12 protein-coding genes and 1 riboswitch are annotated in these 22,971 nt (G+C 65.9%); of the genes, 6 read left to right on the forward strand and 6 right to left on the reverse strand.

Features of this window, described 5'->3' with window-relative positions; translation table 11 throughout:
• Positions 1–1,391, forward strand: a 1,391-nt coding sequence (locus GJ698_RS28940) for a GGDEF domain-containing protein (RefSeq protein WP_154361321.1), incomplete at its 5' end; no start/stop codon positions are given.
• Positions 1,392–1,394: 3 nt separating this feature from the next.
• Here GJ698_RS28940 and GJ698_RS28945 read toward each other — a convergent pair.
• A complete protein-coding gene (locus tag GJ698_RS28945) occupies positions 1,395–3,017 on the reverse strand; it encodes a serine hydrolase (protein ID WP_154361322.1) in 1,623 nt (540 codons plus the stop codon).
• Positions 3,014–4,855: a M1 family metallopeptidase gene (locus GJ698_RS28950; RefSeq protein ID WP_154361323.1), complete on the reverse strand. Its 1,842-nt coding sequence runs from the start codon at positions 4,853–4,855 to the stop codon at positions 3,014–3,016. Before GJ698_RS28950 ends, GJ698_RS28945 begins: the two co-directional genes overlap by 4 nt.
• Positions 4,856–4,941: 86 nt before the next feature.
• Positions 4,942–5,125: riboswitch (yybP-ykoY riboswitch) on the forward strand.
• A gap of 17 nt (positions 5,126–5,142) precedes the next feature.
• Here GJ698_RS28950 and GJ698_RS28955 point away from each other — a divergent pair.
• Positions 5,143–5,718, forward strand: a complete 576-nt coding sequence (locus GJ698_RS28955) for a TMEM165/GDT1 family protein (RefSeq protein ID WP_154361324.1) — start codon at positions 5,143–5,145, stop codon at positions 5,716–5,718.
• Here the strand turns inward: GJ698_RS28955 and GJ698_RS28960 are convergent.
• Complete coding sequence (locus GJ698_RS28960; protein ID WP_154361325.1) at positions 5,686–14,397, reverse strand: GH36-type glycosyl hydrolase domain-containing protein; 8,712 nt, start codon at positions 14,395–14,397, stop codon at positions 5,686–5,688. The genes GJ698_RS28955 and GJ698_RS28960 overlap by 33 nt on opposite strands.
• Positions 14,398–14,577: 180 nt before the next feature.
• Positions 14,578–16,668 (reverse strand): aminotransferase class V-fold PLP-dependent enzyme, encoded by a 2,091-nt coding sequence (locus GJ698_RS28965; protein WP_154361326.1) that lies wholly within the window; start codon positions 16,666–16,668, stop codon positions 14,578–14,580.
• A gap of 99 nt (positions 16,669–16,767) precedes the next feature.
• Between GJ698_RS28965 and GJ698_RS28970 the strand changes: the two genes are divergently transcribed.
• From GJ698_RS28970 to GJ698_RS28980, 3 genes are all read left to right on the forward strand, one after another.
• Positions 16,768–17,262 (forward strand): Lrp/AsnC family transcriptional regulator, encoded by a 495-nt coding sequence (locus GJ698_RS28970; RefSeq protein ID WP_154361327.1) that lies wholly within the window; start codon positions 16,768–16,770, stop codon positions 17,260–17,262.
• Positions 17,263–17,290: 28 nt separating this feature from the next.
• Positions 17,291–18,463, forward strand: coding sequence for an HPP family protein (locus tag GJ698_RS28975; RefSeq protein ID WP_154361328.1), 1,173 nt, complete (start codon positions 17,291–17,293; stop codon positions 18,461–18,463).
• Between the two features lie 72 nt (positions 18,464–18,535).
• A complete protein-coding gene (locus GJ698_RS28980; protein WP_154361329.1) occupies positions 18,536–20,341 on the forward strand; it encodes a DUF885 domain-containing protein in 1,806 nt (601 codons plus the stop codon).
• Positions 20,342–20,379: 38 nt separating this feature from the next.
• On the opposite strand, the gene GJ698_RS28985 is transcribed toward GJ698_RS28980, so the two are convergent.
• A complete protein-coding gene (locus GJ698_RS28985; protein WP_154361330.1) occupies positions 20,380–20,793 on the reverse strand; it encodes an acyl-CoA thioesterase in 414 nt (137 codons plus the stop codon).
• A 166-nt stretch (positions 20,794–20,959) separates the two neighbouring features.
• Here GJ698_RS28985 and GJ698_RS28990 point away from each other — a divergent pair, with 166 nt between their 5' ends.
• Positions 20,960–22,330: a sensor histidine kinase gene (locus tag GJ698_RS28990; protein ID WP_154361331.1), complete on the forward strand. Its 1,371-nt coding sequence runs from the start codon at positions 20,960–20,962 to the stop codon at positions 22,328–22,330.
• On the opposite strand, the gene GJ698_RS28995 is transcribed toward GJ698_RS28990, so the two are convergent.
• Complete coding sequence (locus GJ698_RS28995) at positions 22,315–22,929, reverse strand: helix-turn-helix domain-containing protein (RefSeq protein WP_154361332.1); 615 nt, start codon at positions 22,927–22,929, stop codon at positions 22,315–22,317. The two genes, GJ698_RS28990 and GJ698_RS28995, sit on opposite strands and share 16 nt — an antisense overlap.
• Positions 22,930–22,971 lie beyond the last annotated feature (42 nt).

Consider the following 22,971-nt stretch of genomic DNA (forward strand, 5'->3'; position numbering starts at 1 on the left):
TGCAGCCGCTGCACGCGGCGCTGGACGCCTCCCGCGCCGCCGTCGACCAGCTGGCCGGACTGCCGCCGGCCGCGCGCACGCCCGAGCGGCTCAAGCAGGTGATCGAACAGATGTTCGCGCTGGTGCCGCTGGCCCTGGACGCGGTGACCGGCTACACGCTGGCCTCGGAGCACGCCTACCCGCGCATCTCGCGCACGCTGATCAAGGCCCGCTACGCGGTCGAGCTGCGCGAATACGCCGGCCGCCTCGGCTCGGTGCTGACGGCGCCGCTGGCGACGCGCCAGCCGCTGACGCAGGACGAACACGCGCTGCTGCAAGCGCTGCGCGGCCGCCTGGCGCAGCTGCGCCAGCAGGTGCAGGCGCCGGGCGACGGCGGCCGCAACCCGGCCAGCCTGGCGGCGGTGGCGCGGCGCGTGGACACCGTCTATTTCGGCGACGGCATGCAGCTGGTGGCCGGCGTCGAGCAGGCCAGCCGCGCCGGCCGCGCCTACGACATCGACACCGGCCAGCTGGCGCAGCGCTACGTGCCGACCATGGCGCCGATCCTGACGCTGCGCGACGAGCTGCTGCAGGAAGCGCAGCTGCAGGCGCAAAGCGACCATGAGCTGGCGCGGCGCGAGCTGTGGATCGCCATCACCTCCGGCGCCGCCATCCTGCTGGCGCTGACGCTGCTGTTGCTGATCGTGCGGCGGCGCGTGATCCTGCCGCTGCTGCGCGCCACGCGCGCGGTGATCCGCCTCGGCAACGGCGACTATTCGCGCGACCCCGGCAGCTCGCAGCGGGCCGATGAAATCGGCGACATGCTGCGCGCGCTGTCGACGCTGCGCAACAACAGCATCGAACGCCAGCAGCTGGAACTGGAGCGGCAAAGCCTGATCGACGAACTGCGCGCGCGCGCCAACACCGACTACCTGACCGGCATCCTGAACCGGCGCGCCTTCACCACGGCCGGCAACCAGCGCCTGCACCGCGCGCAGCAGCACGAGGAAACGCTGGCGGTGCTGCTGTTCGATATCGATCACTTCAAGTCGGTCAACGACTCGCATGGCCACGAGGCCGGCGACCAGGTACTGATCCGCGTGGCGGCGGTGATCCGCGACGCGCTGCGCGACGGCGAGATCGTCGCCCGCCATGGCGGTGAGGAGTTTGTGGTGATGCCGTCGCATTGCAGCCATGCGCAGGCCTGCGCGCTGGCCGAGCGGCTGCGCGAACTGATTGAATCCGAGCCGCTGACGCTGCCCGATGGCCACATCCTGCGCGTGACCGCCAGCTTCGGCGTGGCCAGCGCCACCGGCCCGACGGCGGCGCTGGACGATCTGCTGCATGCGGCCGACCTGGCGCTCTACCGCGCCAAGCGCAAGGGCCGCAACCGCGTGGAGAGCGCGGGCTGAGGTTTACTTCTTCGCGGCCAGCGGCGGCTTCACCGGCGTGAACGACAGGTCGCGGAAGTCGTAGCTGAAGTCCGTTTCGGTGGAGATCGGCGCCATCTTCATGCGCTCGATGCTGCCGTCCGGATTCAGCGCGAACGTCACGTAGGCGTCGGCATTGAAGTTGCGCTCCTTCCAGCGCACGATGAAGGTGTCGTGCTGGAAGTGCTCCAGTTCCCCGCTCAGGTCCGGCGTGCGCTCGAAGCGCATGACGTGCTTGCCGCCCTCCGCGCGGATGCTGGCCTTGCCGTACCACGCGTCCTCATACTCGCCGTCGTAGGACGCCAGCGGCAGCGAAGGCTTGGAGGCCGCCGCGCGCGCGGTGGTTTCCTTGCCCTGGCGCTCCAGCTCTTCCTTGTGCATGGCCGCTTCCTGCTCGGCGTAGACCTTGATCCAGTCGGTCTTGACCGGCGCGTCCAGCACCAGGTCCAGCATGGTGTAGTACAGCGACGCCATGGCCGCGCTGTTTTCCGCGTTGGTCAGGATGGCGATGCCGAACTTCTTCTCCGGCACCATCAGCACCGTCGAATAAAAACCCTGCAGCGCGCCGCCGTGCATGGCGACCTTGTAGCCGCGGTAGTCGCGCAGCTGGAAGCCCAGGCCATAGGCCATGAAGTTCGGCTTGGTCGCGGCCAGCGCCGGCTTCGGATCGCGGATGCGCATCGGCGTCTGCTCGCTCCACAGCTCGGCCGCCTGCTTGCTGCTGAACAGCTGCTTGCCGTCTTCCATCTTGCCCTGGTTGAGCAGCAGGCTCATCCAGCGTCCGATGTCCTCGGCGTTGGTGTTGATGCCGACCGCGCCGACGGCGTTCGGCACCGGCATCGGCTTCACCACCGAGATCTTGTCGCGGATCTTGCTGTGCGGCGCCGAGTAGTCGCTGGTGGCCAGCATCTCGGCCACGCTGGTCTTGGTGCCGTTCATGCCCAGCGGCGTCAGGATGCGTTCCTGCACCGCCTCGCCCCACGGCTTGCCGGTCTTCTCGGCGATGATCTTGCCGGCCACGATGTACAGCAGGTTGTCGTAGGCGTAGCTGGCGCGGAAGCTGGTAGCCGGCTTGACGTAGCGCAGCCGTTCAATGATTTCATCGGTGCTGAAATTGGTGCTCGGCCACCACAGCAGGTCGCCGGCGCCCAGCCCCAGGCCGCTGCGGTGCGTCAGCAGGTCGCGCACCGTCATCTGGCCGGTAACGTAGGAGTCGTACATCTGGAAGCCCGGCAGGTGCTTGGTGACCGGATCGTCCCAGGCCAGCTTGCCCTCGTCGACCAGCATCGCCAGCGTGGCGGCGGTGAAGGCCTTGGAGTTGGACGCCACTTCGAACAGCGTCTTGCCGTCCACCGGCGTCGGCTCGCCCAGCTTGCGCACGCCATAGCCGCGCGCCGACAGCACCTCGCCATTCATGACGATGGCGATGGCCATGCCCGGCACATCGAAGGTTTTCAGCGCGCGCCGCACATCGTCGCTGAAAGACGGGATGACGCGGTTGGCGAAATCGGCGTCGGCCACCGGCGCCGCCATCACGGGCGCGCCAGCCAGCGCGCCCCACACCGCCAGCGTCATCGCGGCGGCGGCAAAAGTACGAACAGTTTTCATTGTTTTTTAAAGGCTTTGTCGACCGAAGTTTGGGTAACCGGATGATAGTGCGAACGCGCCTTGGCGTACACGCCCTTGGCCCATTCTTTCTCGTTGGGGTTTTTCAGCAGCGCGGTGTACAGCGGCACCACGAACTTCTGGCGGCCCACACTCATCAGGAATTTTTCCAGCGGTTCGCGCACGTTGTAGCCGGCATGTACCGACGCCAGGAAGAAGCGGTAGGCGATTTCGTTGTTGCCGGTTTTACCCAGGCCGAAGGTCTGGTCGAGTTCCTGCATCTGCGCGGCGCTGGCCTTGCCGTCGATATCGTTCAGGAAGTGCATCCACTCCAGCGCGATCCAGCCCTTGGCCGGCAGCTCGGCGGTCGGCGTTTCGCCCTTCAGCCAGGTGGTGCGCAGCGCATCCAGCGCGGCCAGGCGCGGCGACGCCGCATGCTTGGCGGTGGCCGGAATGCCGGGACCATACAGCCATTCATCCAGCTCGGACTGCGCCATGATTTCCGGATGCGCGTCCAGCAGGTTTTTCTTCAGGTAGTCGACGAATTCGTCGGTGGTGGCCGACTTGAACGCATGCTGGTCGAACCAGCCGCGCAGGAACGGGTCGAACACGTCGCGGCCGGCGCGCTGTTCCAGCGTGCGCAGCAGCCAGGCGCCTTTCGGATACACCAGGCCGCCGTCGGTGTAGGTGGCGGAACTGGTGTCCGGATCGCGCGAGACCAGGGCCTGCTTGGCCGGCGCGATGTGCGCCAGCGACGCCATGGCTTCTTCCTGCTCCACCTGCAGGTTCATCTCGGCCACTTCTTCGCCGTACAGTTTTTCGACGATGCGGGTGGTGACGTAGGTGGTGAAGCCTTCGTTCAGCCAGAAGTGTTTCCACGAGGCGTTGGTGACCAGGTTGCCGGACCAGGAGTGCGCCAGTTCATGCGCGATCAGATCGACCAGGCTCTTGTCGCCGGCGATCATGGTCGGCGTGACGAAGGTCAGGCGCGGGTTTTCCATGCCGCCGATCGGGAACGACGGCGGCAGCACGATCATGTCGTAACGCTCCCAGCGATACGGGCCGTACAGGCTTTCGGCGGCGGCGATCATCTTCTCGGTGTCGGCCATTTCGCTGGCGGCGGCGTCGATGCGCTGCGGCTCGGCGTACACCGCCGAACGCGGACCGACGTTGCGCACGTCGATCTCGCCGATGGCGATCGCCAGCAGGTAGGATGGAATCGGCTGCGTCATCTTGAACTTCCAGCCGCCGGCGCCGGTGGCCTGCTGGTCGTTCTCGGCGCTCATCACCACGCGCATGCCGGACGGCGCCTCGATGCGGGCGCTGTAGGTGAAGCGCACCGCCGGCGTGTCCTGCACCGGCGCCCACGAACGGGCGTTGATGGTTTCCGACTGGCTGAACATGAACGGCCGCTTGCCGGACATGGTCTGCTCGGGCGTCAGCCATTGCAGCGCGGTGGCCGACGGCGCGGTGCGGTAGTAGACGCGCACCTTCTGCGGCTGGAACGGTAGGGCGATGCGCAGCGCGCGGCCCTTCTCCACGTCCAGCTTGTCGAGCATGAAGGAGACGGCAGTCCAGCGGCCGTTGGCGGCCTGCACCTGCACCTTGGCGATATTCAGCTCATTCGTGTCCAGCACCAGCGTGCGGGCCGACTTGTCGATCCAGTTCAGCGACAGTTCGGCATAGCCGGACAGGATCTTGTGGCTGAAGTCAGCCTTGAGGTCCAGATACAGGTCGGTGGTGCGCACCTGGTCATAACGGGCGTAGCTCAGCGGATCGGCATGGGCGGACAGCGACAGGCATGCGGACAGCACGAGCGCGGAAATGGTCTTCTTGATCATGTGGCGGTACTTTCAATGTTATCTTCAGCGCGGAGCAGAATACCATAGGCTTGTTTCTGGCATGTGTAGGCGGCTATGGTAGAATCCCGGCCGTTAGTGGGGAGTAGTCGGCTTGCGCCGCCCCGGCGCAAGAACCTGTGTCAACATAATCGGTCCGCAGACCGTGGCGCAGGTGGCCGTGCAGACAGCACAGGCTTGACGAGACCATGACCGAGGTGCGGCCATGATGGGCCGGAGTCGCGCCTGGGTCATTGGTTAACCGTTCCGGCCCGCGTACTTCACACATCATGGAAGCATTCTTCGTCTCTACCGGCATCGTCGCCCTTGCGGAAATCGGCGACAAAACCCAGCTGCTCGCGTTCGTTCTCGCCGCCAGGTTCCGCCGTCCCCTGCCCATCGTTGCCGCGATCTTCGTCGCCACCATCGCCAACCACGCCTTCGCCGCCGCCATCGGCACCTGGATCACCAGCCTGATGGGACCGGACCTGCTGCGTTGGGTGCTGGGCGCGTCGTTCCTGGCCATGGCGGCATGGACGCTGATCCCGGACAAGCTGGATGAGGAAGACGCGCAGCTGGCGAAGTACGGCGTGTTCCTGACCACGCTGATCGCCTTCTTCATGGCGGAGATGGGCGACAAGACGCAGGTCGCCACCGTGGCCCTGGCGGCCCGCTACCACAGCCTGGTGGCCGTGGTGTGCGGCACCACGCTGGGCATGATGCTGGCCAACGTGCCGGCGGTCTACTTCGGCGACAGGATCGCCAACCGCGTCTCGCTCAAGCTGGTGCACGGCATCGCCGCGCTGATCTTCGCGGCGCTGGGCGTGGCCACCTTACTTGGCGCCGGCGCCGGCCTGGGCGTCTGACGACACGGCCGCGCCGGACGCGCGCGGCAGCAGCAGTTCCACCTGGTGGGTGCCGCCGCTGTCGCGCAGTTCCACCATCTGGTCATGCTGCGGCACGCCGTCCACCGTTAGCGAGGCCACTTCATCATCGCCCTGCACCACCCGGATCACATAACTCGCGCTGGCGTAGCGATACGTCAGCGTGAAGGTGGTCCAGCCTTGCGGCATGCGCGGTTCCAGCTTGAGGTGATGCGCGGTGCGCGTCAGGCCCAGCAGCGACTCCAGGATCAGGCGGTACATCCAGCCCGACGAACCGGTGTACCAGCTCCAGCCGCCGCGCCCGATGTGCGGCGCCACCGCGTACACGTCGGCCGTCACCACGTATGGTTCCACCTTGTAGGTCGCCGTGTCTTCCGGCGTGCGGCCGTGCATCACCGGATTGATCATGCGCGCCAGTTCCCAGGCCCGCTCCGTCTCGCCGAGGCGGGCGAAGGCCATCGCGGTCCAGATGGCGGCGTGGGTGTACTGGCCGCCGTTCTCGCGCACGCCCGGCACGTAGCCGCGGATGTAGCCCGGATTCGGCCCGGCCTTGTCGAACGGCGGATCGAGCAGCTGGATGATGCCCGAATCGCGGCGAACCAGGCGCTGGTTGACCTGCTCCATCGCGCCGCGCACCCGCACCGGATCGGCGGAGCCGGACAGCACGCCCCAGCTCTGCGAAATCGAATCGATCTGGCATTCCTCGTTGGTGTGCGAACCAAGCGGCGTGCCGTCGTCGAAGTAGGCGCGGCGATACCATTCGCCGTCCCAGGCGTTCTGCTCGACGTTGGCGGCGATGCGGCGCGCCTGCTCGCGGCACTCGGCGGCGAATTCCGCGTCGTTGCGCAGGTCGGCCACCTCGGCAAAGCGCTTCAGCACTTCGCACAGGAAGAACGCCAGCCACACGCTCTCGCCCTTGCCATGTTCGCCCACCTTGTCCATGCCGTCGTTCCAGTCGCAGGAACCGATCAGCGGCAGGCCGTGCTGGCCGAAGCGCAGGCCGTTGCGGATGGCGCGCTGGCAGTGTTCATACAGCGTGCCATGCTCGCTGGAGCGGGCCGGCATGTCGTAGTAGGAGTCCTCTTCCTGCTTGACCGCGCGCCCTTCCAGGTAAGGCGCGGTTTCATCGAGGATGCTCAGGTCGCCGGTCGAGGCGACGTAGCGCCAGGCGCCCAGCGGCAGCCACAGGTAATCGTCCGAGCAGTGCGTGCGCACGCCGCGGTCCGACGGCGGATGCCACCAGTGTTGCACGTCGCCTTCCAGGAACTGGTGCGCGGCGCACAGCATCAGCTGGTCGCGCAGCAGCTGCGGTTGCGTGTGGATGGTGGCCATCGCGTCCTGCAGCTGGTCGCGGAAGCCGAACGCGCCGCCCGACTGGTAGTAACCGCTGCGCGCCCAGATGCGGCAGGCGATGGTCTGGTACATCAGCCAGCCGTTGGCGATGACGTCCAGTTCCGGCTCCGGCGTTTCGATGCGCACCGCGCCCAGGGTTTTCTCCCATTGCGCGTGGACGGCGGCCAGCGCTTCCTGCGCGGCGCCGGCGCTGCGGTGTTTCTGTACCAGGCTGCTGGCGTCGGCGTTGCGGCGGCCGGCCACGCCCAGCACGAACACGATCTCGCGTTCCTGGCCGGGCAGCAGGTCGAACGGCGCCTGGATCGCGGCGCAGGCATCCAGCCCGGCGCCGATCTTGCCCGACAGGCGCGAGCGGCGCAGCGCGGCCGGCGCCGCCAGGCTGCCGTTGCGGCCCATGAACTCGGTGCGGTCGCCGGTGACGGTGCGCAGCGTGGCGTCGCAGTTGAAGAAGGCCACGCGGCCGCTGAACTCCGTGTTGTACGGATTCTTGGCGAACATCGCGCCGCTGACCGGATCGGTCTCGGTGATGATGTGCATGCCCGACTTGGAGCGCATGTCGCCCAGCACCCACTCGACATAGCCGAAGGCCGACAGGCGGCGCTGCACCGCCGAGTCGTTGCGCACTTTCAGCACCGTGTACTTGATCGGCGCGTCGACCGCGACGAAGGTGGTCATCTCGCTGTGGATGCCGGCCTCGGTGTGTTCGAATACGCTGTAGCCGAAGCCGTGGCGCGTGATGTAGGCGCCGTTGCCGCGCGCCGGCAAGGCGGTCGGCGACCAGAACTGGCCGCTCTGCTCGTCGCGCAGGTAGAACGCTTCGCCGCTGGCGTCGCTGACCGGGTCGTTGTGCCACGGCGTGATGCGGTATTCGTGCGCGTTCTCGTGCCAGGTATAGGCCTGGCCGCTCTCCGAGATCACGGTGCCGAACTGCGGATTGGCCAGCACGTTGGACCACGGCGCCGGCGTGCGCTGCGTGTCGCTGGTGGTGATCACGTATTCGCGGCCGTCCGGCGTAAAGCCGCCGATGCCGTTTTCCAGCACCAGGCCGCGCGCCGGATGGGTGACCGGGCCGGCGTCCGCGTACTCGCCGCGATTGTCCGCCAGCAGCGGCGGCATGCGCATGGTCGGCGGCGCCGGACGCTTGATCTGTTCGGACAGCGTGCCGCGCGCATCGCTGATGATGACGCGCGCCACCGACTGCATCAGCACCCGGTCTTCGTTCGGGATCTGGTCCATCAGGCGCACGAAGATGCCGCCCGGGCGGTCGATGGCCTGGGCGTCGATGCCGGAGGCGATCAGGCCCATGATCTGGTCGTGCAGCGCCTGGCGGTAGCCCGACTGGTCCTCGTACCAGATCACCAGGTCCACCACCAGCCCTTTCAGGCGCCAGTAGGCGTGCGCCTGCACCATCTGGCGCGCCAGTTCGATGTTGGACGGGTCCTTGATCTGCATCAGCACGATCGGCAGGTCGCCGGAAATCGCGTACGCCCACAGGCCGGACTGGCCGCGCTGGTTCTTGATCAGCGTCGAGGCGTCGGCGCGCAGGCCGGCGTTCGGGTAGATCACCGAGTTGGCCAGGCGGCCGAACAGCTGGCCGTCCGCCTCGCTGGCGTTCAGCTGGCGCAGCACCACCTGGCTGTGGGTCCACGCCAGTTCGAACACGCGGTCGGCCAGGTGGCGGTCCTGGTATTTGTCGATCAGGTGCAGCGCCACGTCGCGCTGCTCGGTCATGCCGGTGACGATGTCCACCGTCGCAAACTGGTCGGGCTTGAGCGTGATGGTGTAGCGGATCGCCACCACCGGATCGAGCACCGAACCTTCGCCGCCGCTGAGCGGGCCGTCGTCCAGCATGGCGCTTGGCGCCGCCATCGTGTTGCCGCGGCCGATGAAGCGCGAGCGGTCGGTTTCGTAGGAGACGTTCACCACCGGCGCGTCGTGCACCATCATCGAGTGCATCATCCACGGCATCACCTCGTGCGCGCCGCGCGGACGGCGCGTACACAGGATGGCGTTTTCTTCGCGCAGGATCTCGGTCTGCACGAACAGCTTGCTGAACGCCGGGTGGGCGTTGTCGGCCGCCGCCGGCGCCATCACCACCTCGGCGTAGCTGGTCACCTCGATGGTGCGCACGCGGTCGGACTTGTTGGTGATGCGGGTGCGGCGCAATTCGATATCGTCTTCCGGCGACACCACGATTTCGGTGTACAGGTCGATGTGATGGTCGGAGCGGCGGAATTCGGCGCGGCCTTCGGAGAAGATCACCTCGTGCTTGCGCGGATCGACCAGCGTCGGCTGGAAGGTGGTGGACCAGAACTCGCCGTCGTCCACATCACGCACGTAGCAGAAGTTGCCCCAGTTGTCGCGCGTGCTGTCTTCGCGCCAGCGCGTCACCGCCAGGTCTTTCCAGCGGCTGTAGCTGCCGCCGGAATTGGTGACCATGACGTGATAGCGGCCGTTCGACAGCAGCTGGGTTTCCGGCACCGGCGTCGAGTGCTGGGTCAGCACGCGCATCGGCGCCGACTGGTCCGGCGCGGTGGTGCGGATGGCCGCCATCTCGGTGGTGTTGGAATAGAAGGCGCCGGCCTGCGGGCTGCGTTCCTGCAGCACCAGCAGCGTCGATTGCAGCAGCGGGTCGGACTCGAAGCGGCGCTGCATCGGACGGTCGTGCAGCAGGTAGCTCAGCGACAGGAAGCCCATGCCCTGGTGGTGCACCATGAACGAGCGGATCACCGCCGCGCTCTGGCCGCGCGGCAGGCGCGATGGCGTGTAGTCGATCGCTTCGTAGAAACCGTAGCGGCCCATATAGCCCAGCTCCGCCATCTTCTGCAGGTTGGCGCACGAGGCTTCCGGCTGCACCATCAGGCCCATCATGCTGGCGTAGGGCGCGATCACCAGATCGTCGGCCAGGCCGCGCTTCAGGCCCAGGCCCGGCACGCCGAAGGCGCGGTACTGGTAATTCAGACTGGCGTCGACCGTGTTGTAGCCGGATTCGGAAATCCCCCACGGCACGTTGCGCTGCCTGCCGTAGTCGATCTGCGCGTCGATCACGGAATTGTAGGTCTGGTCCAGCAGCGTGCTTGGATAGTTCGGCATCACCAGCAGCGGCATCAGGTACTCGAACATCGAACCGCTCCACGACAGCAGCACCGGCTTGCCGGCGACGATGCACAGCTGGCGGCCCAGCGCGAACCAGTGCTCCTGCGGCAGCTGGCCCTGGGCGATGGCGACAAAGCTGGCCAGGCGCACTTCCGACGCCAGCAGATCGTAATAGCTGGCGTCCAGGCGGCGGTCGCTGACGTTGTAGCCGATGGCCAGCAGGTTGGTGGTCTGGTTGAACAGGAAGCCGTACTCCATCTGGGCGAAGGTGCAGGCGCGCTGCGCCAGGTCGGCCAGCGCGCGCATGCGCTCGTGCGCGTTGGTGCTGCCCTGCTCGAACAGTTCCGCCAGGCGTTGCTGGCGCTCGCGCTCATCCGGCGCCAGGTCGTTGACGGCGATGCCGGCGGTGGCGCGCGCCAGGGCGGCCAGTTCGCGCAGCGTCGGCATGCGCGTCATGCTGGTGTCGAAGATGGCGTCGTCGGAGAGCGCGGCCCATGGCGTCATGACGGCCAGTTCGTCCAGCGCGGCGCGGCATTGCTGCACCAGGGCCTCGGCCCAGTGCGCGCCGGCTTCGCTGTGGGCGGCGGCCTGCGGCTGGAACACTTCCGCCGTGGCGGCCACGCGCGTCAGCCAGCCGTGCAGCTGCTGCAGGTTGGCGGCGTCCGGCGCCGGCGTCAGCGCGGCGATCAGGGTGTCGGCGCTGACCGCTGCCGGAGCGGCGCTGCCGGCGGCGCCGGCGTCGTTCAGCGTTTCTTCCAGCACGCGCGCGGTGGTGACGATGCCGTCGACGATCTGCGGACCGATCACCGGTTCGTCATACAGGCCGGTCAGGCCGGGCTGCAAGGTCAGCAGGTGGCCGGCCAGGTTGCCGCTGTCCACCGTCGAGACGTACATCGGGTGCAGCGGCTTGAGGGTCAGCGTGTCGTACCAGTTGTAGAAGTGGCCCTGATGGCGCTCCAGCTGGTCCATGCTGTTCAGCGTATTCGCGGTGCGCTCCATCAGCTGGCCGACCGTGAGGTAGCCGAAGTCGGTGGCGGTCAGGTTGGCCAGCAGCGCCATGCCGATATTGGTCGGCGAGGTGCGGTGCGCCACCACCTGCACCGGATGCTCCTGCATATTATCCGGCGGCAGCCAGTTGTCTTCCTGGCCGACGAAGCGTTCGAAGTAGGCCCAGGTGCGGCGCGCCAGCTTGTTGAGGAACTGGTGCTGGTCCGGCGTCAGCTGCGCGTGCTTGCGTTCGATCGGACGGCTGATCCAGTCGGCGATGGCGGGCGACACCAGCCACGCCAGCAGGAACAGCGCGGCGGCCGGCAGGCTGCCCGGACGCCAGCCCAGCAGGGCGCCACCGATGAACAGCGCCAGCACCGGCGCGAACCACATGGTGCGCCAGGTGCTGACCGTGCCGTCGGCCTGGCGCGCCAGCGCGGAAGCGCGCCATTCCAGCAGCTTGCGGTGCGACACCAGCGAGCGCCACAGGCTGCGCAGGATGGCGTCCATGCTGAAGTAGGCTTCGTACGGCAGGAAGGCCAGCATCAGGATCGCGTGCGAGAACTGCAGGCCGCCACGGCGCACCGAGGCGCGGATGTGCTGGCCCCACAAGGTGTCGCGCGGACGGCGGCACAAGTCGTACACCACGCTGACCAGCGGCGGCAGGAAGATCACGGTCAGCACGGCGCCGGTCCACAGCCATGGGTCGGGCAGCCAGCGCCACGCGGTGATCAGCGACAGCACCAGCGCCGGCGCGGTCAGGCTGCGGCGCAGATTGTCGAACAGCTTCCAGCGCGACAGCAGCGACAGCGGATTCTTTTCGCGCCGGCCGCTGCGGCCCGGCACGCGGCCGGCCAGCCAGCCGATCAGCTGCCAGTCGCCGCGTATCCAGCGCTGGCGGCGGCTGACGTCGTCGCTGTACTGGGCCGGATATTCTTCGTACAGCTGGGCGTCGCTCAGCAGGCCGGCGCGCACGTAGCAGCCTTCCAGCAGATCGTGGCTGAGGATTTTATTCTCGGGCAGACGGCCGCCCAGCACCTGCTCGAACACGTCGATGTCGTAGATGCCCTTGCCGATGAAGGAGCCTTCGAAGAACACGTCCTGGTAGACGTCCGACACGGTGCGGGTATAGGGATCGATGCCCGGTTCGCCGCCGCACATTTTTTCATAGCGCGAGGCGTTCTCGCTCGGCAGCGCCACCGCCACGCGCGGCTGCAGGATGCCGTAGCCTTCGGTGACACGGCCGCGCTGGACGTCGACGCGCGGACGGTTCAGAGGATGCTGCATGGTGGCGATGAACTGCGCCGCCGCGTCGCGCGGCAGCTGGGTGTCGGTATCGAGCGTGATGACGTAGCGGATGCTTTCCAGTTCGGAGGTGTCGCCGATCACCAGCGAGAACTTGTCGCGCGCGCCGCCGCGCAGGAAGCGGTTCAGGTCTTCCAGCTTGCCGCGCTTGCGTTCATAGCCCATCCACACGCCTTCCTGCGGATTCCACATGCGCGGACGGTGCAGCAGCAGGAACGGCGTGCGCGGCGTTTCGTTGGCGTACTTGCGCTGCAGGTGCGCGAAGCAGCGCTTCACCTGTTCGATCAGCGCATCGTCGTTCGGCATTTTCTCCGACTTGGCGTCGGCGAAGTCGGTCAGCAGGCAGAACATCAGGTTCGGATCGCGGTTGGCCAGGAAGCGCACTTCCATCTGCTCGAACAGCTCTTCGATGTTCTCCTTGCTGTAGACCAGCGTCGGCACCACCACGATGGCGCGGGCGTCGGACGGAATGCCGTCCTTGAAGTCCATGCGCGGCAGCGGATTCGGTTGCGTCACCAGCGTGGCGACCCAGTTCACCAGGTTCAGCGCCAGCTGGCTGCTGCCCAGCAGCGCCAGCACGCCCAGCAGCACCAGTACGCCGCCATGCACGCCGTGATAGGACGCGCGTTCCAGCAGCAGCGCGGTGGACACCAGCGCGATGGCGGCGATGGCGCCCAGGTAGGACGTCAGCGGCGAGGCGCGCGAGGTCTGCTGCATCGCCTCCAGCCATGGACGGCGCATGCCGGTCTGTTTTTCCAGCGCGGCCAGGCCGCCGCCGATCAGGTAGAAGCCGACGTGGCCATGGCGCGAGTCGCCATTGCCGTGGTGCGCCTGGGCCAGCTGCAAGGCCTGCTGCGCCACTTCCACTTCGCTGAAGCGCGAGCGCTTGGCGATCTTCTCGATCGCGTGGCGGTACTGGTCGCGGGTGGCGAATTCCATCTTGCCGTAGATGCCGGCCGGGTCTTCGCGCAGCGTCTGCTCGACCACGCTCATGGTCTCGACAAACTCCTGCCAGTCCATGGTGCCGAGGAAGCGCAGGCTGCCGATGCTGTTGGCGATCGACACCTGCTCGGCCGCCTGCTGCTGGATCTCGGCCTGGATCTGCTGCTCGATGGTCTGGCCCGATTCGGCCAGGCGGTGGGTGATCCAGGTCAGCGCCAGCGTCAGTGCCGGGCTTTGTCCCTGCAGGCGGCGCGCCAGTTCGGCCACAAAGGCGCTGGTGATCGGCGGATTGGAACGCGCCATGTCCGCCACCATCAGAATCAGGCCGCTCGGGTTCTTCTCCGCGATCTCGGTCATCTGGTCGGCCCAGGTATTGGCCAGGTCGCGCTGGATGCGGTTTTCGGCCACGCGCGCGGCCACGCGGCGCAGGTTTTCGATCAGCGCCAGGCGCAGCATGATGGGAATCGCCCACAGCTCGCCCAGCTTGAGCGTGGCCACTTCCTGGTAGGCGTCGACGAAGCGGCACAGCGATTCCGGATCGACCCGGCCATCGCCATGCGAAATGATTTCCAGCGCAATTTTATAGACGCGCGGGCAGCCGTCCGGCGCGCCCTTGCCCAGGCGCGGCAACTCCTTGCTGTAGTCCTTCGGCAAGTGACGGCGGGCAATGCGGATCTGCTCTTCGATCAGGTAGAAGTTGTCCAGCAGCCATTCCGATGCGGGCGTGATCTGGCGGCCGGCCTTGATGGCGGCGGTCAGCTCGTCGCAGGTGGAGTCGATGACGGCGGCGTTTTCCGCCAGCCGCGACAGCAACCGGTCGCGGCCGCCGCGCTTGCTCAGTTCATGATGCTGGGCCAGCGTTTTGCCGTGCGCCGCCATTTGTGCGGCGCTGAACAGCTCCGCGCGTAAGGGCAGGTCTTCGTCGTCCTCGTCGGACATCAGGGAGCCGGCTGGAGATTCGCGGAAGCCGAGTGTCATCTCAGGCAGCAGGGGATTGGACTTGTTCAACGTGGGCCTCGCTTCTAATTCTGCGAATTGGAAATTATGTGTCAGAGAATCGTATGGGGGCGCACGCCATATGACTGTACGCTGACGTACATAACGAGGTCAGCAAAGAAAAAGGCCGCTTGCGCGGCCTTCGAAAGGAGGAGAAAAAGTTCAGGCCGCCAACGGCAGCGGCGAGGCCAGCGCCAGTCCGCCGTTGAGGCTGTATGCGTGCTGATGGCCGAGGCGGCGCAGGCACAGCGCGGCCTTCATGCTGCGGTTGCCGCTGCGGCAGAAGAACACCAGCGGCGCCGGTTCGGCGCGCAGCCATTCGCTGGCGTACTCGGCCAGGCGGCTCAGCGGCACGCTCAAGGCCATGCGGCCGGCCGGCAGCGGCGCGATGGTGGCGGCAAACTCGTAGGGCTCGCGCACATCGACCAGGCGCGCATCGGGATGGGCAAGCAGAAAGGCGTCCAGCGTGCCGCTGTCGAGTTGTGCATCAGCAGCGATGATTGCCGGTGGCGCAGACATCATGCCGGTGCAGAACTGATTCTGTTCATCGCGCGTTGGACACAGCAGCGTCTGCGCGTTGCTGATGGCGCGCAGCGCCTGCTGCGCCGGGCGCGCGCTGAAGGCGAAACGCACCGACGCGGCTGGCAGGCTGCCGCCATCGGCATTGCCCAGCAGGAAGGCGCGCAATTCGTCGCCGGTGCCGCACGGCACGCAGGCCAGCAGCTGTGCGCCAAGCCGGATGGCGCCGGCGCTGGCGCCGTTGTCGAGCTGGATGCCTACCGCGTTGGCCGGCCAGCCGTAGGCGTCGGCAGCGGCGGCGCGGTTGAAGTGGCGGCCCAGCGCTTCGACCAGCACGGCGCGGCCGGCGTTGGGCAAGGTGCTGACCACCGCCTGCACCTGGTAGTTCTGGCAGCGCACATAGGCTTCGATGCGCGCGCTATGTTCCGGCAAGGGATCGATGACGATGCAGCTGCGGCTGGCGGCGTCCAGCACCATCCAGCTGCAGGCGCCCTCAACGCCCAGTTGCAGCAGGCCGTCGTGCGGCACGGCGGTGCGGTCGGACGGGATCAGGCAGCTGGCGCGCAGGGCGGCGCCGCAGCGCTCGATGCGGGCGCAGGCGGCGGCGATGGTGGCTTCATCGGCCAGCGGGCCGAACGACATGCGGATGGCGCCGGCGCTGCGCCACAGCGGCAGGCCCATCGCGTCCAGCACATAGCTCGGCGCGGCCTTGGACGAGGAGCAGGCGCTGCCGGCGCTGACGCGCACTTCGGCGGCGTCGAACACATCCATCAGCTCGCGGCTCGACAGGCCCGGCACGGAGAAATTCAGCGTGGTCGGCAGCGCCTTGTCGAACGGGTTGTTGAACACCACGCCCGGCAGCGCCGCGCGCAGGCTGTCGGCCAGGCGCGTGCGGAAACCGCACAGTTCGGCGGCGCTACGGAAGGTGTCGCCGCCTTCCAGCGCGGCCAGCACGGCGCCCAGCGCGGCGATGCCGGCCATGTTCTCGGTGCCGGAACGCTGGCCGGCTTCCTGGCCGCCGCCCATGATCAGCGCGGTGAACGGGGCGCCGGCGCGCACGTACAGCATGCCGATGCCTTTCGGCGCATACAGTTTATGACCGGAGAACGGCGCGTAATCGATGCGGGTGGACGACAGATCCAGCTTCAGCTTGCCCAGCGCCTGGACGCAGTCGACCATCCACAGCGCCTGGCTGCCGGTTTCCGCCAGTACCGCCTCGATGCCGGCCAGGTCGGAGATGACGCCGGTTTCGTTGTTGGCGGCCATGGTGCACACCATCGCCGCCTGCGGCGCCACCTCGCGCAGCGCTTTCAGGCTGTGGACGCCGTTGTGGTCGACCGGCAGCTTGTGCAGCGCCAGGTTCAGGCCCAGCAGGCGGTTCCAGTGCGCCAGGCTTTCCGGCACGGCCTTGTGTTCGGTGGCGCCGTAGACCAGCAGCGTGCCGATGGCCTGGCCGGCGTCGCGGCGCTCGCGCAAGGCCACCAGCGCCGACAGCACAGCGGTCTGGATGCCTTCGGTGGCGCCGCTGTTGAACATCAGGCGGCCGTTGCCGACGCCCAGCAGGCGCACGGCGCAGGCGCGCGCCTCGTCGAGGATCACTTTCGCCTTGAGGCCGGTGCCGTGGGTGCTGCTGGGATTGCCGTAGCGCTGGCCCATGGCGTCGGTGGCGGCCGCGATGGCGGCGGGCAGGACAATGCTGGTGGCGTTGCTGTCGAGGTAGATTTCAGTAGTCATCCGTATAGCTTACGCATTTATGCTGAAATAGTCGTACCAAATTTCCACGCTCAGGCATAAGATGTAGGCAATACATCCTATATTTTACCTATTCATAGAATGAATAAACTTGACCGTTATGACTACGCCATCCTTGACGCCCTGCAACGGGATGGCACGCTGTCCGTTGCCCAGCTCAGCGAGCAGGTAGGCTTATCCTCCACGCCGTGCTGGAAACGGCTGCGGCGGCTGGAAGAGGACGGCTATATCGAGAACCGCGTCGCCATCATCAACCGCCGCAAGGTGGGCCTGCCGGTGACGGTGTTCGTCAGCGTGCGCACCACCCAGCACGACGAGAAATGGTTCGCGCGCTTTGCCGCCGCCGTGGCGGCGCTGCCGGAAGTGCAGGAGTTCCACCGCATGAGCGGCGACGTCGACTACCTGCTGAAGGTGGTGACCAGCGATATCGAAGGCTATGACCGCTTTTACAAGAAGCTGATCAAATCCGTGCAGTTGACGGGTGTATCGTCGGCGTTCTCGATGGAACAGATCAAGATCACGACTTCCCTGCCGCTGGGGCTGGTTTCGCACCAGGACAGTGCATCCATGAGATAATACTCATTCCAAATACTTGATTTACACCATGCGCGCCTTCTTCGAAAGCTGGCTGCCCAGCGCCTCCACCGCCAACAGCCGCGAGCAATTGCGCGCCGCCATCGGCGCCTTGTTGGGCATCATGCTGACCGCCGTGGTCAGCCATCTGCTGTTGCAACATACCCATGCCTCCGCCTTCCTGGTGGCGCCGATCGGCGCCTCGTCGGTGCTGCTGTTTGCGCTGCCGGCCAGCCCGCTGGCGCAGCCGTGGTCTGTGATTGGCGGCAACGTCATCAGCGGCCTGGTGGGCGTGGCCTGCGTGCGCTGGCTCGGCGCCAGCCTGCCGCTGCCCTTGCTGGCCGGGCTGGCCTGCGGCGGCGCGATTGCCGTCATGTTCGTCACGCGCTGCCTGCATCCGCCCGGCGGCGCGATGGCGCTGACCACGGTGATCGGCGGCGCGGCCGTGCAGGCGGCCGGCTTCGAGTTCGTGCTGATGACGGTGCTGGCCGATTCCGTGCTGCTGGTGCTGATGGCCATCACCTACAACAACCTGACCGGACGCAGCTATCCGCACGTGCAGCACAACGCCCATCCCCATCCGCACGCCACCAGCGATGCGGTGCCGACCGTGCGGCTGGGCTTCAAGCCGGAGGATCTGGACGCCGTGCTGCAGCAGTACAACCAGGTGCTGGACATCAGCCGCGACGATCTGGCATCGCTGTTCATGCAGACCGAGCAGCGCGCCTACCAGCGCCGCTTCGGCATCATCAGCTGCGCCGACATCATGTCACGCGATATCGTCAGCGCCGAGTTCGGCACAGGGCTGGCCGAAGCGTGGCAGCAGATGCGCGCACACCGCGTGGCGGCGCTGCCGGTGCTGAACCGCGCCCGGCGCGTGATCGGCATCGTCACCCAGACCGACTTCCTCGAACACGGCGGCCTGGACGACTACGGCAGCATCCGCCAGCAGCTGCAGCGCTTCCTGCGCAAGAGCGGCGTCACCCACACCGAAAAGGCCGAAGTGGTCGGACAGATCATGACCCAGCACCCGACCACCGCGCGTACCGACACGCCGATCGTCGACCTGGTGCCGCTGATGGCGGACTCGGGTTTCCACCACATCCCGATTGTCGACAACGAGCAGCGATTTGTCGGCATCATCACGCAATCCGACCTGGTGGCGGCGCTGTACGAAAGCCGTTTCGCGGAAGCGGCGGCCTGATACAAAATTTGTTCCTGCCGGCCGGTGCAATGACTTATGCTATCGGCCAACTTTGTCAGACAAGGAACCCTCATGACGTATCGCCGCACCCTCCTCCCCATCGCCGCCGCCGTGGCTTTTGCCTTCGCGTCCATCGGCCCTGCCGCCGCCGCGCCTGCCGGCAAAGTCAGCGCCGAAGTCGCCGCCTCGGCCGACAAGGCCGTGCTGGCGATTGCCAACGAATACTATGACGCGGTGGCCCGCTTCGAGCCGATCGGCGCCACCGAAAATGGCGACAACCGTTTCGACGACCAGCTGGGCCTGAGCATCGCGCCGGCCAGGCGCGCCGCGCAATTCAAGCTGTACCGCGGCTTCGCCAAGCGCCTGCAGGCCATCAAGCCGTATCAGCTGGACGTCAAGGGCCGCATCAACTACGACATCCTGGCGTACGAGCTGCAAGGCCTGATCGCCATGGAGCGCTTCCCTGAGCACCTGCTGCCGGTCAACCAGATGGACAGCGTGCCGGTGACGCTGGCCAACTATGCGGGCGGTGAAGCGTCGCAGCCGATCGGCACCGTCAAGGAATACGATGCCTACCTGAGCCGCGTGTCGCAGATGCCGGCGTGGATCGACCAGGCCATCGCCAATATGCGCGAAGGCATCAAGAAGGGCGTGACGCAGCCGCAGGCCATCATGATCTCGGCGCTGCCGCAGTTCCAGCACCTGGTCAGCGACAGCGCCGAAACCAGCATTTTCTACACGCCGATCAGCAAGCTGCCGGCCAGCTTCTCCGCCGCCGACAAGCAGCGCCTGAGCGCCGCCTACCGCAAGGTCATCGCCGACAAGGTGATCCCGTCGCTGAAACGCCTGGCCACGTTCGTGGAGAAGGAATACATTCCGGCCTGCCGCACCTCGACCGGCCTCGGCGCGTTGCCGGACGGCGCCGCCTGGTATCAGGCCCGTGTCGCCAACGCGACGACAACCACGCTGAAACCGGACGAAATCCACGCCATCGGCCTGAAGGAAGTGGCGCGCATCCAGGCGCAGTTTGAAGTGCTGGGGCCGAAGCTGGGCTACACCGGTCCGGCCGCCGGCCTGCCGGTATGGGTGGCGGCGCAGCCGAAGTTCTACCCGTTCAAGACCGAAGAAGAAGTCCAGGCCGTCTACCACAAGCTGAACGACGTGCTGGACACCAAGCTGCCGCTGATGTTCACCTTGCAGCCGAAAGCCAAGCTCGACCTGCGCCTGGAGCCTGAACTGAGCCGCGCCACCGCTTCCGACCACTACACCGCGCCGGCCGGCGACGGTTCGCGTCCGGGCGTGTTCTGGTCGGTGGTCAACGATCCGGCCAAGTACGGCAGCCCGGGCATGACCACGCTGTTCCTGCACGAAGGCAAGCCCGGCCACCACTTCCACATCGCCCTGATGCAGGAACTGAACCTGCCGAACTTCCGCAAATTCGGCGGCAACAACGCCTTCACCGAAGGCTGGGCGCTGTATGCCGAAACGCTGGGCAAGGAAATGGGCCTGTTCGACGATCCGGCGCAATACTTCGGCCACCTGAACGACGAGCTGCTGCGCGCCGTGCGCCTGGTGGTGGACACCGGCATGCACGCGCAAGGCTGGACCCGCGAGCAAAGCATCCAGTACATGAAGGACACGCTGGGCTATGACGTGGTGGCCAAGAGCGAGACCGAGCGCTACATGGCATGGCCGGCGCAGGCGCTGGGCTACAAGGTCGGTTCGCTGAAGATCCAGGAACTGCGCGCCCGCGCGCAGAAGGCGCTGGGCGACAAGTTCAGCCTGCCAGCCTTCCATGCGGTGGTGCTGGGCGACGGCACGCTGCCGTTGGCGCTGCTGGAAGCCAAGGTCGACCGCTGGATCGCCTCGCAACAGTAACCGCCCAGGGCGGGCCGCCCGGCCCGCCTTCCCTCTCCTTATTTGCTGTAGCGCTTGATGCGCGCGATTACCGCCTCAGGCAGCGCGGTGATCTGCTTGGCGTGGTTGGCAAAGACGATCTGCTGGCGCCCCACGGAAACCGGCTTGCCGCCCGCATAAAAGCGGAACTCCAGCCAAAACGAGCACTTCTTGATGTCATACGCGTTCAATTCGCAAGAAACCTCCTGGAACGGGAAAGTTTCCTGCAAATAGTCCTGCTCCGCGTGCTTGGTGATGAACACGCCTTCTTTCTGCAACATGTCGTTCGATATGCACTCGTAGAACCACTTTTCGCGGCAGATGCCCTGCCACTCGAAATAGCGCGCAAAGTAGGTATTGCCGTAGGCATTGGAATCCTTCAGGTAGATGGTCAGCGCGTGGGTGAAGGTGGGGGCGGAAACTTGCATCAGCATGATGGTGCTCCTTAAGTGAGTGGTTACCCGGCAACCGGGCAACCCCACTAGGCGGGAGTTGGCATGGTGGAAGTTTGATCTGCCGCAAACGCTGTTGCGAAATCCAAGCGGGCCGGTTCTGCCCGCGCAATACTTGGCTTTTCCGACCATTTTCCGGAACAGCGCCATGCACTCCCTCTTGCCTGCCGTGGTCTCCCTGCTCTTCCTGTGCTACGGCGCGTATGTGCTGCAATCGCGCGGCGTCAACCGCATCAGCCTGACCTTCTTCCTGCTGTGCCTGACCACCTTCTGCTGGCAATCCACCTGGGCCATCCTGTTCCAGATGAGCGACGAGCACGAGGCGCTGTCGCTGGCCAAGCTGGGCTACCTGCTGATCCTGTTCCTGCCGACCACGCTGTACCACTTCATCACCGAGCTGACGGCGCAGCACGACGAGCGGCGCCGGGTGGCGGTCTCCTACGCCGTGGCCGGCTTGCTGGGCGTGCTGCTGCTGGCCAGCGACCAGGTGGTTGCCGGCGTCTATCCTTATTTTTTCGGCTTCTATCCCAAGGCGGGGCCGCTGCATCCGCTGCATCTGCTGCAAACGGCGCTGGTGGTGGGGCGCGGGCTGTGGCTGCTGTACCGGCGCCAGCAGGAGGCGGTGTCCACCGAGCGGACGCGGCTGCGCTATTGCCTGGTCAGCCTGCTGATCTACTTCTTTGCGGCGGTGGATTACCTGTGCAATTACGGCGTGCAGTTCTATCCGCCGGGCGTATTGTTTGTCGCCACCAGCCTGGGGCTGATCGCCCAGGCCATGGTGCGCCACAACCTGCTGGCCGATCCGCTGGAGGTGGCCGCCACCATCGCCCATGAAATGCGCACGCCGCTGGCGACCATCCGCAACCAGTCCCGCATCCTCGGCAACTGTTTGCCAGAGTTGCTGGCCGGCTACCAGAGCGCGGTCGACAGCGGACAGGTCAAGGCGACGTTGCCGGCGGCCCAGCTGCAATACCTGCGCGGCTTGAACCAGCACATCGAGGCGGAGATCAGCCGCTCCAACTTTATCGTCGACATGATGCTGGCGTCGGCGCGCGCCGGCTCGCTTGACCGTGGCGATTTTGCCAACCATTCCATCATGAAGTGCATCGACGAGGCGCTGGCCAGCTACCCCTTCGAGACGGCGATGCGCAACAAGGTGCGGGTGCACGACAGCCACGACTTCACCTTCTTCGGCTCGGACGTGCTGCTGGTCTACGTGCTGTACAACCTGTTCAAGAACGCGCTGCACGCGATCAAGGTGGCTGGACGGGGCGAGGTGGAGATTATGCTGAGGGACCGCCAGTTATTATTTACCGATACCGGCTCGGGTATTCCGGACGATGTATTGCCGCATGTATTTGAACCGTTTTACAGCACCGGCGGCACCGGCATCGGCCTGGCGTTTTGCCAGAAAGTGATTACTGCATTTGGCGGAAAGATTCAATGCGAATCAAAAGCCGGCGCTTATACCCGCTTTAGTTTATCGTTTCCGCTTTGGATTAATTACCCGATTAATTGATTTGAATCTTCGCCGCTGACTTTTTCCAGATCCAGTTCATCGCCTAAAACATAAATCTTTTGACCGCGTAAAACCTCCAGAATAAATGGCTGTTGTTCGCGCAGGCGGCGTTTAAAATCGGGAATCGAATACAGGTTGGGATTAATCTTGCGGCGCAATAAACGTTCGGCCACCGGCAGGCGGGATAATAATTCGCCGTAACTCGTATTATCGCCAATCAGCAATAATTCAACGGCGGTGTCCATGCCTTCCTGTTCCTTGGCGGTGGCGCCGTAGACGAAGGCCACGTTCAGCACGTGCTGCAGCGGCGCCAGCGCCGAGTTCAGCACGCTGACCAGGCCGAAGGTTTTCTTGACCAGGCCGCTCAATTCGCCGAACACGATGCAGTCCTTGTTCGGCTTGAAGCGGCGCACATTGCCGATCCGCTCCGACACGATCACGCCCGACTCATGCAGCCGCTTCAACTCGCGCTGCGCCGACGCGCTGCCCAAGCCGGTCAAACGCATGATCTCATTCAAGTGGAATCCTTGATTGACACGTACAAACAGCAAGCCCAGCAGTTTCTGCTGGGCGGGAGTGAAGAGGGCTTGAGCAATCATGAGCCAAATCTTAGCACGAACCCACTACAGTCTGGCATGTAA

It is taken from the genome of Duganella aquatilis (assembly GCF_009674565.1).
GTDB lineage: Bacteria > Pseudomonadota > Gammaproteobacteria > Burkholderiales > Burkholderiaceae_D > Rugamonas > Rugamonas aquatilis.

Excerpts from the sequence above, each read along its gene's own strand:
- GJ698_RS28945 (WP_154361322.1), bottom strand. The coding sequence starts at position 3,017 with ATGAAAACTGTTCGTACTTTTGCCGCCGCCGCGATGACGCTGGCGGTG.
- GJ698_RS28950 (WP_154361323.1), bottom strand. The coding sequence starts at position 4,855 with ATGATCAAGAAGACCATTTCCGCGCTCGTGCTGTCCGCATGCCTGTCG.
- GJ698_RS28955 (WP_154361324.1), top strand. The coding sequence starts at position 5,143 with ATGGAAGCATTCTTCGTCTCTACCGGCATCGTCGCCCTTGCGGAAATC.
- GJ698_RS28960 (WP_154361325.1), bottom strand. The coding sequence starts at position 14,397 with ATGACACTCGGCTTCCGCGAATCTCCAGCCGGCTCCCTGATGTCCGAC.
- GJ698_RS28965 (WP_154361326.1), bottom strand. The coding sequence starts at position 16,668 with ATGACTACTGAAATCTACCTCGACAGCAACGCCACCAGCATTGTCCTG.
- GJ698_RS28970 (WP_154361327.1), top strand. The coding sequence starts at position 16,768 with ATGAATAAACTTGACCGTTATGACTACGCCATCCTTGACGCCCTGCAA.
- GJ698_RS28975 (WP_154361328.1), top strand. The coding sequence starts at position 17,291 with ATGCGCGCCTTCTTCGAAAGCTGGCTGCCCAGCGCCTCCACCGCCAAC.
- GJ698_RS28980 (WP_154361329.1), top strand. The coding sequence starts at position 18,536 with ATGACGTATCGCCGCACCCTCCTCCCCATCGCCGCCGCCGTGGCTTTT.
- GJ698_RS28985 (WP_154361330.1), bottom strand. The coding sequence starts at position 20,793 with ATGCTGATGCAAGTTTCCGCCCCCACCTTCACCCACGCGCTGACCATC.
- GJ698_RS28990 (WP_154361331.1), top strand. The coding sequence starts at position 20,960 with ATGCACTCCCTCTTGCCTGCCGTGGTCTCCCTGCTCTTCCTGTGCTAC.
- GJ698_RS28995 (WP_154361332.1), bottom strand. The coding sequence starts at position 22,929 with ATGATTGCTCAAGCCCTCTTCACTCCCGCCCAGCAGAAACTGCTGGGC.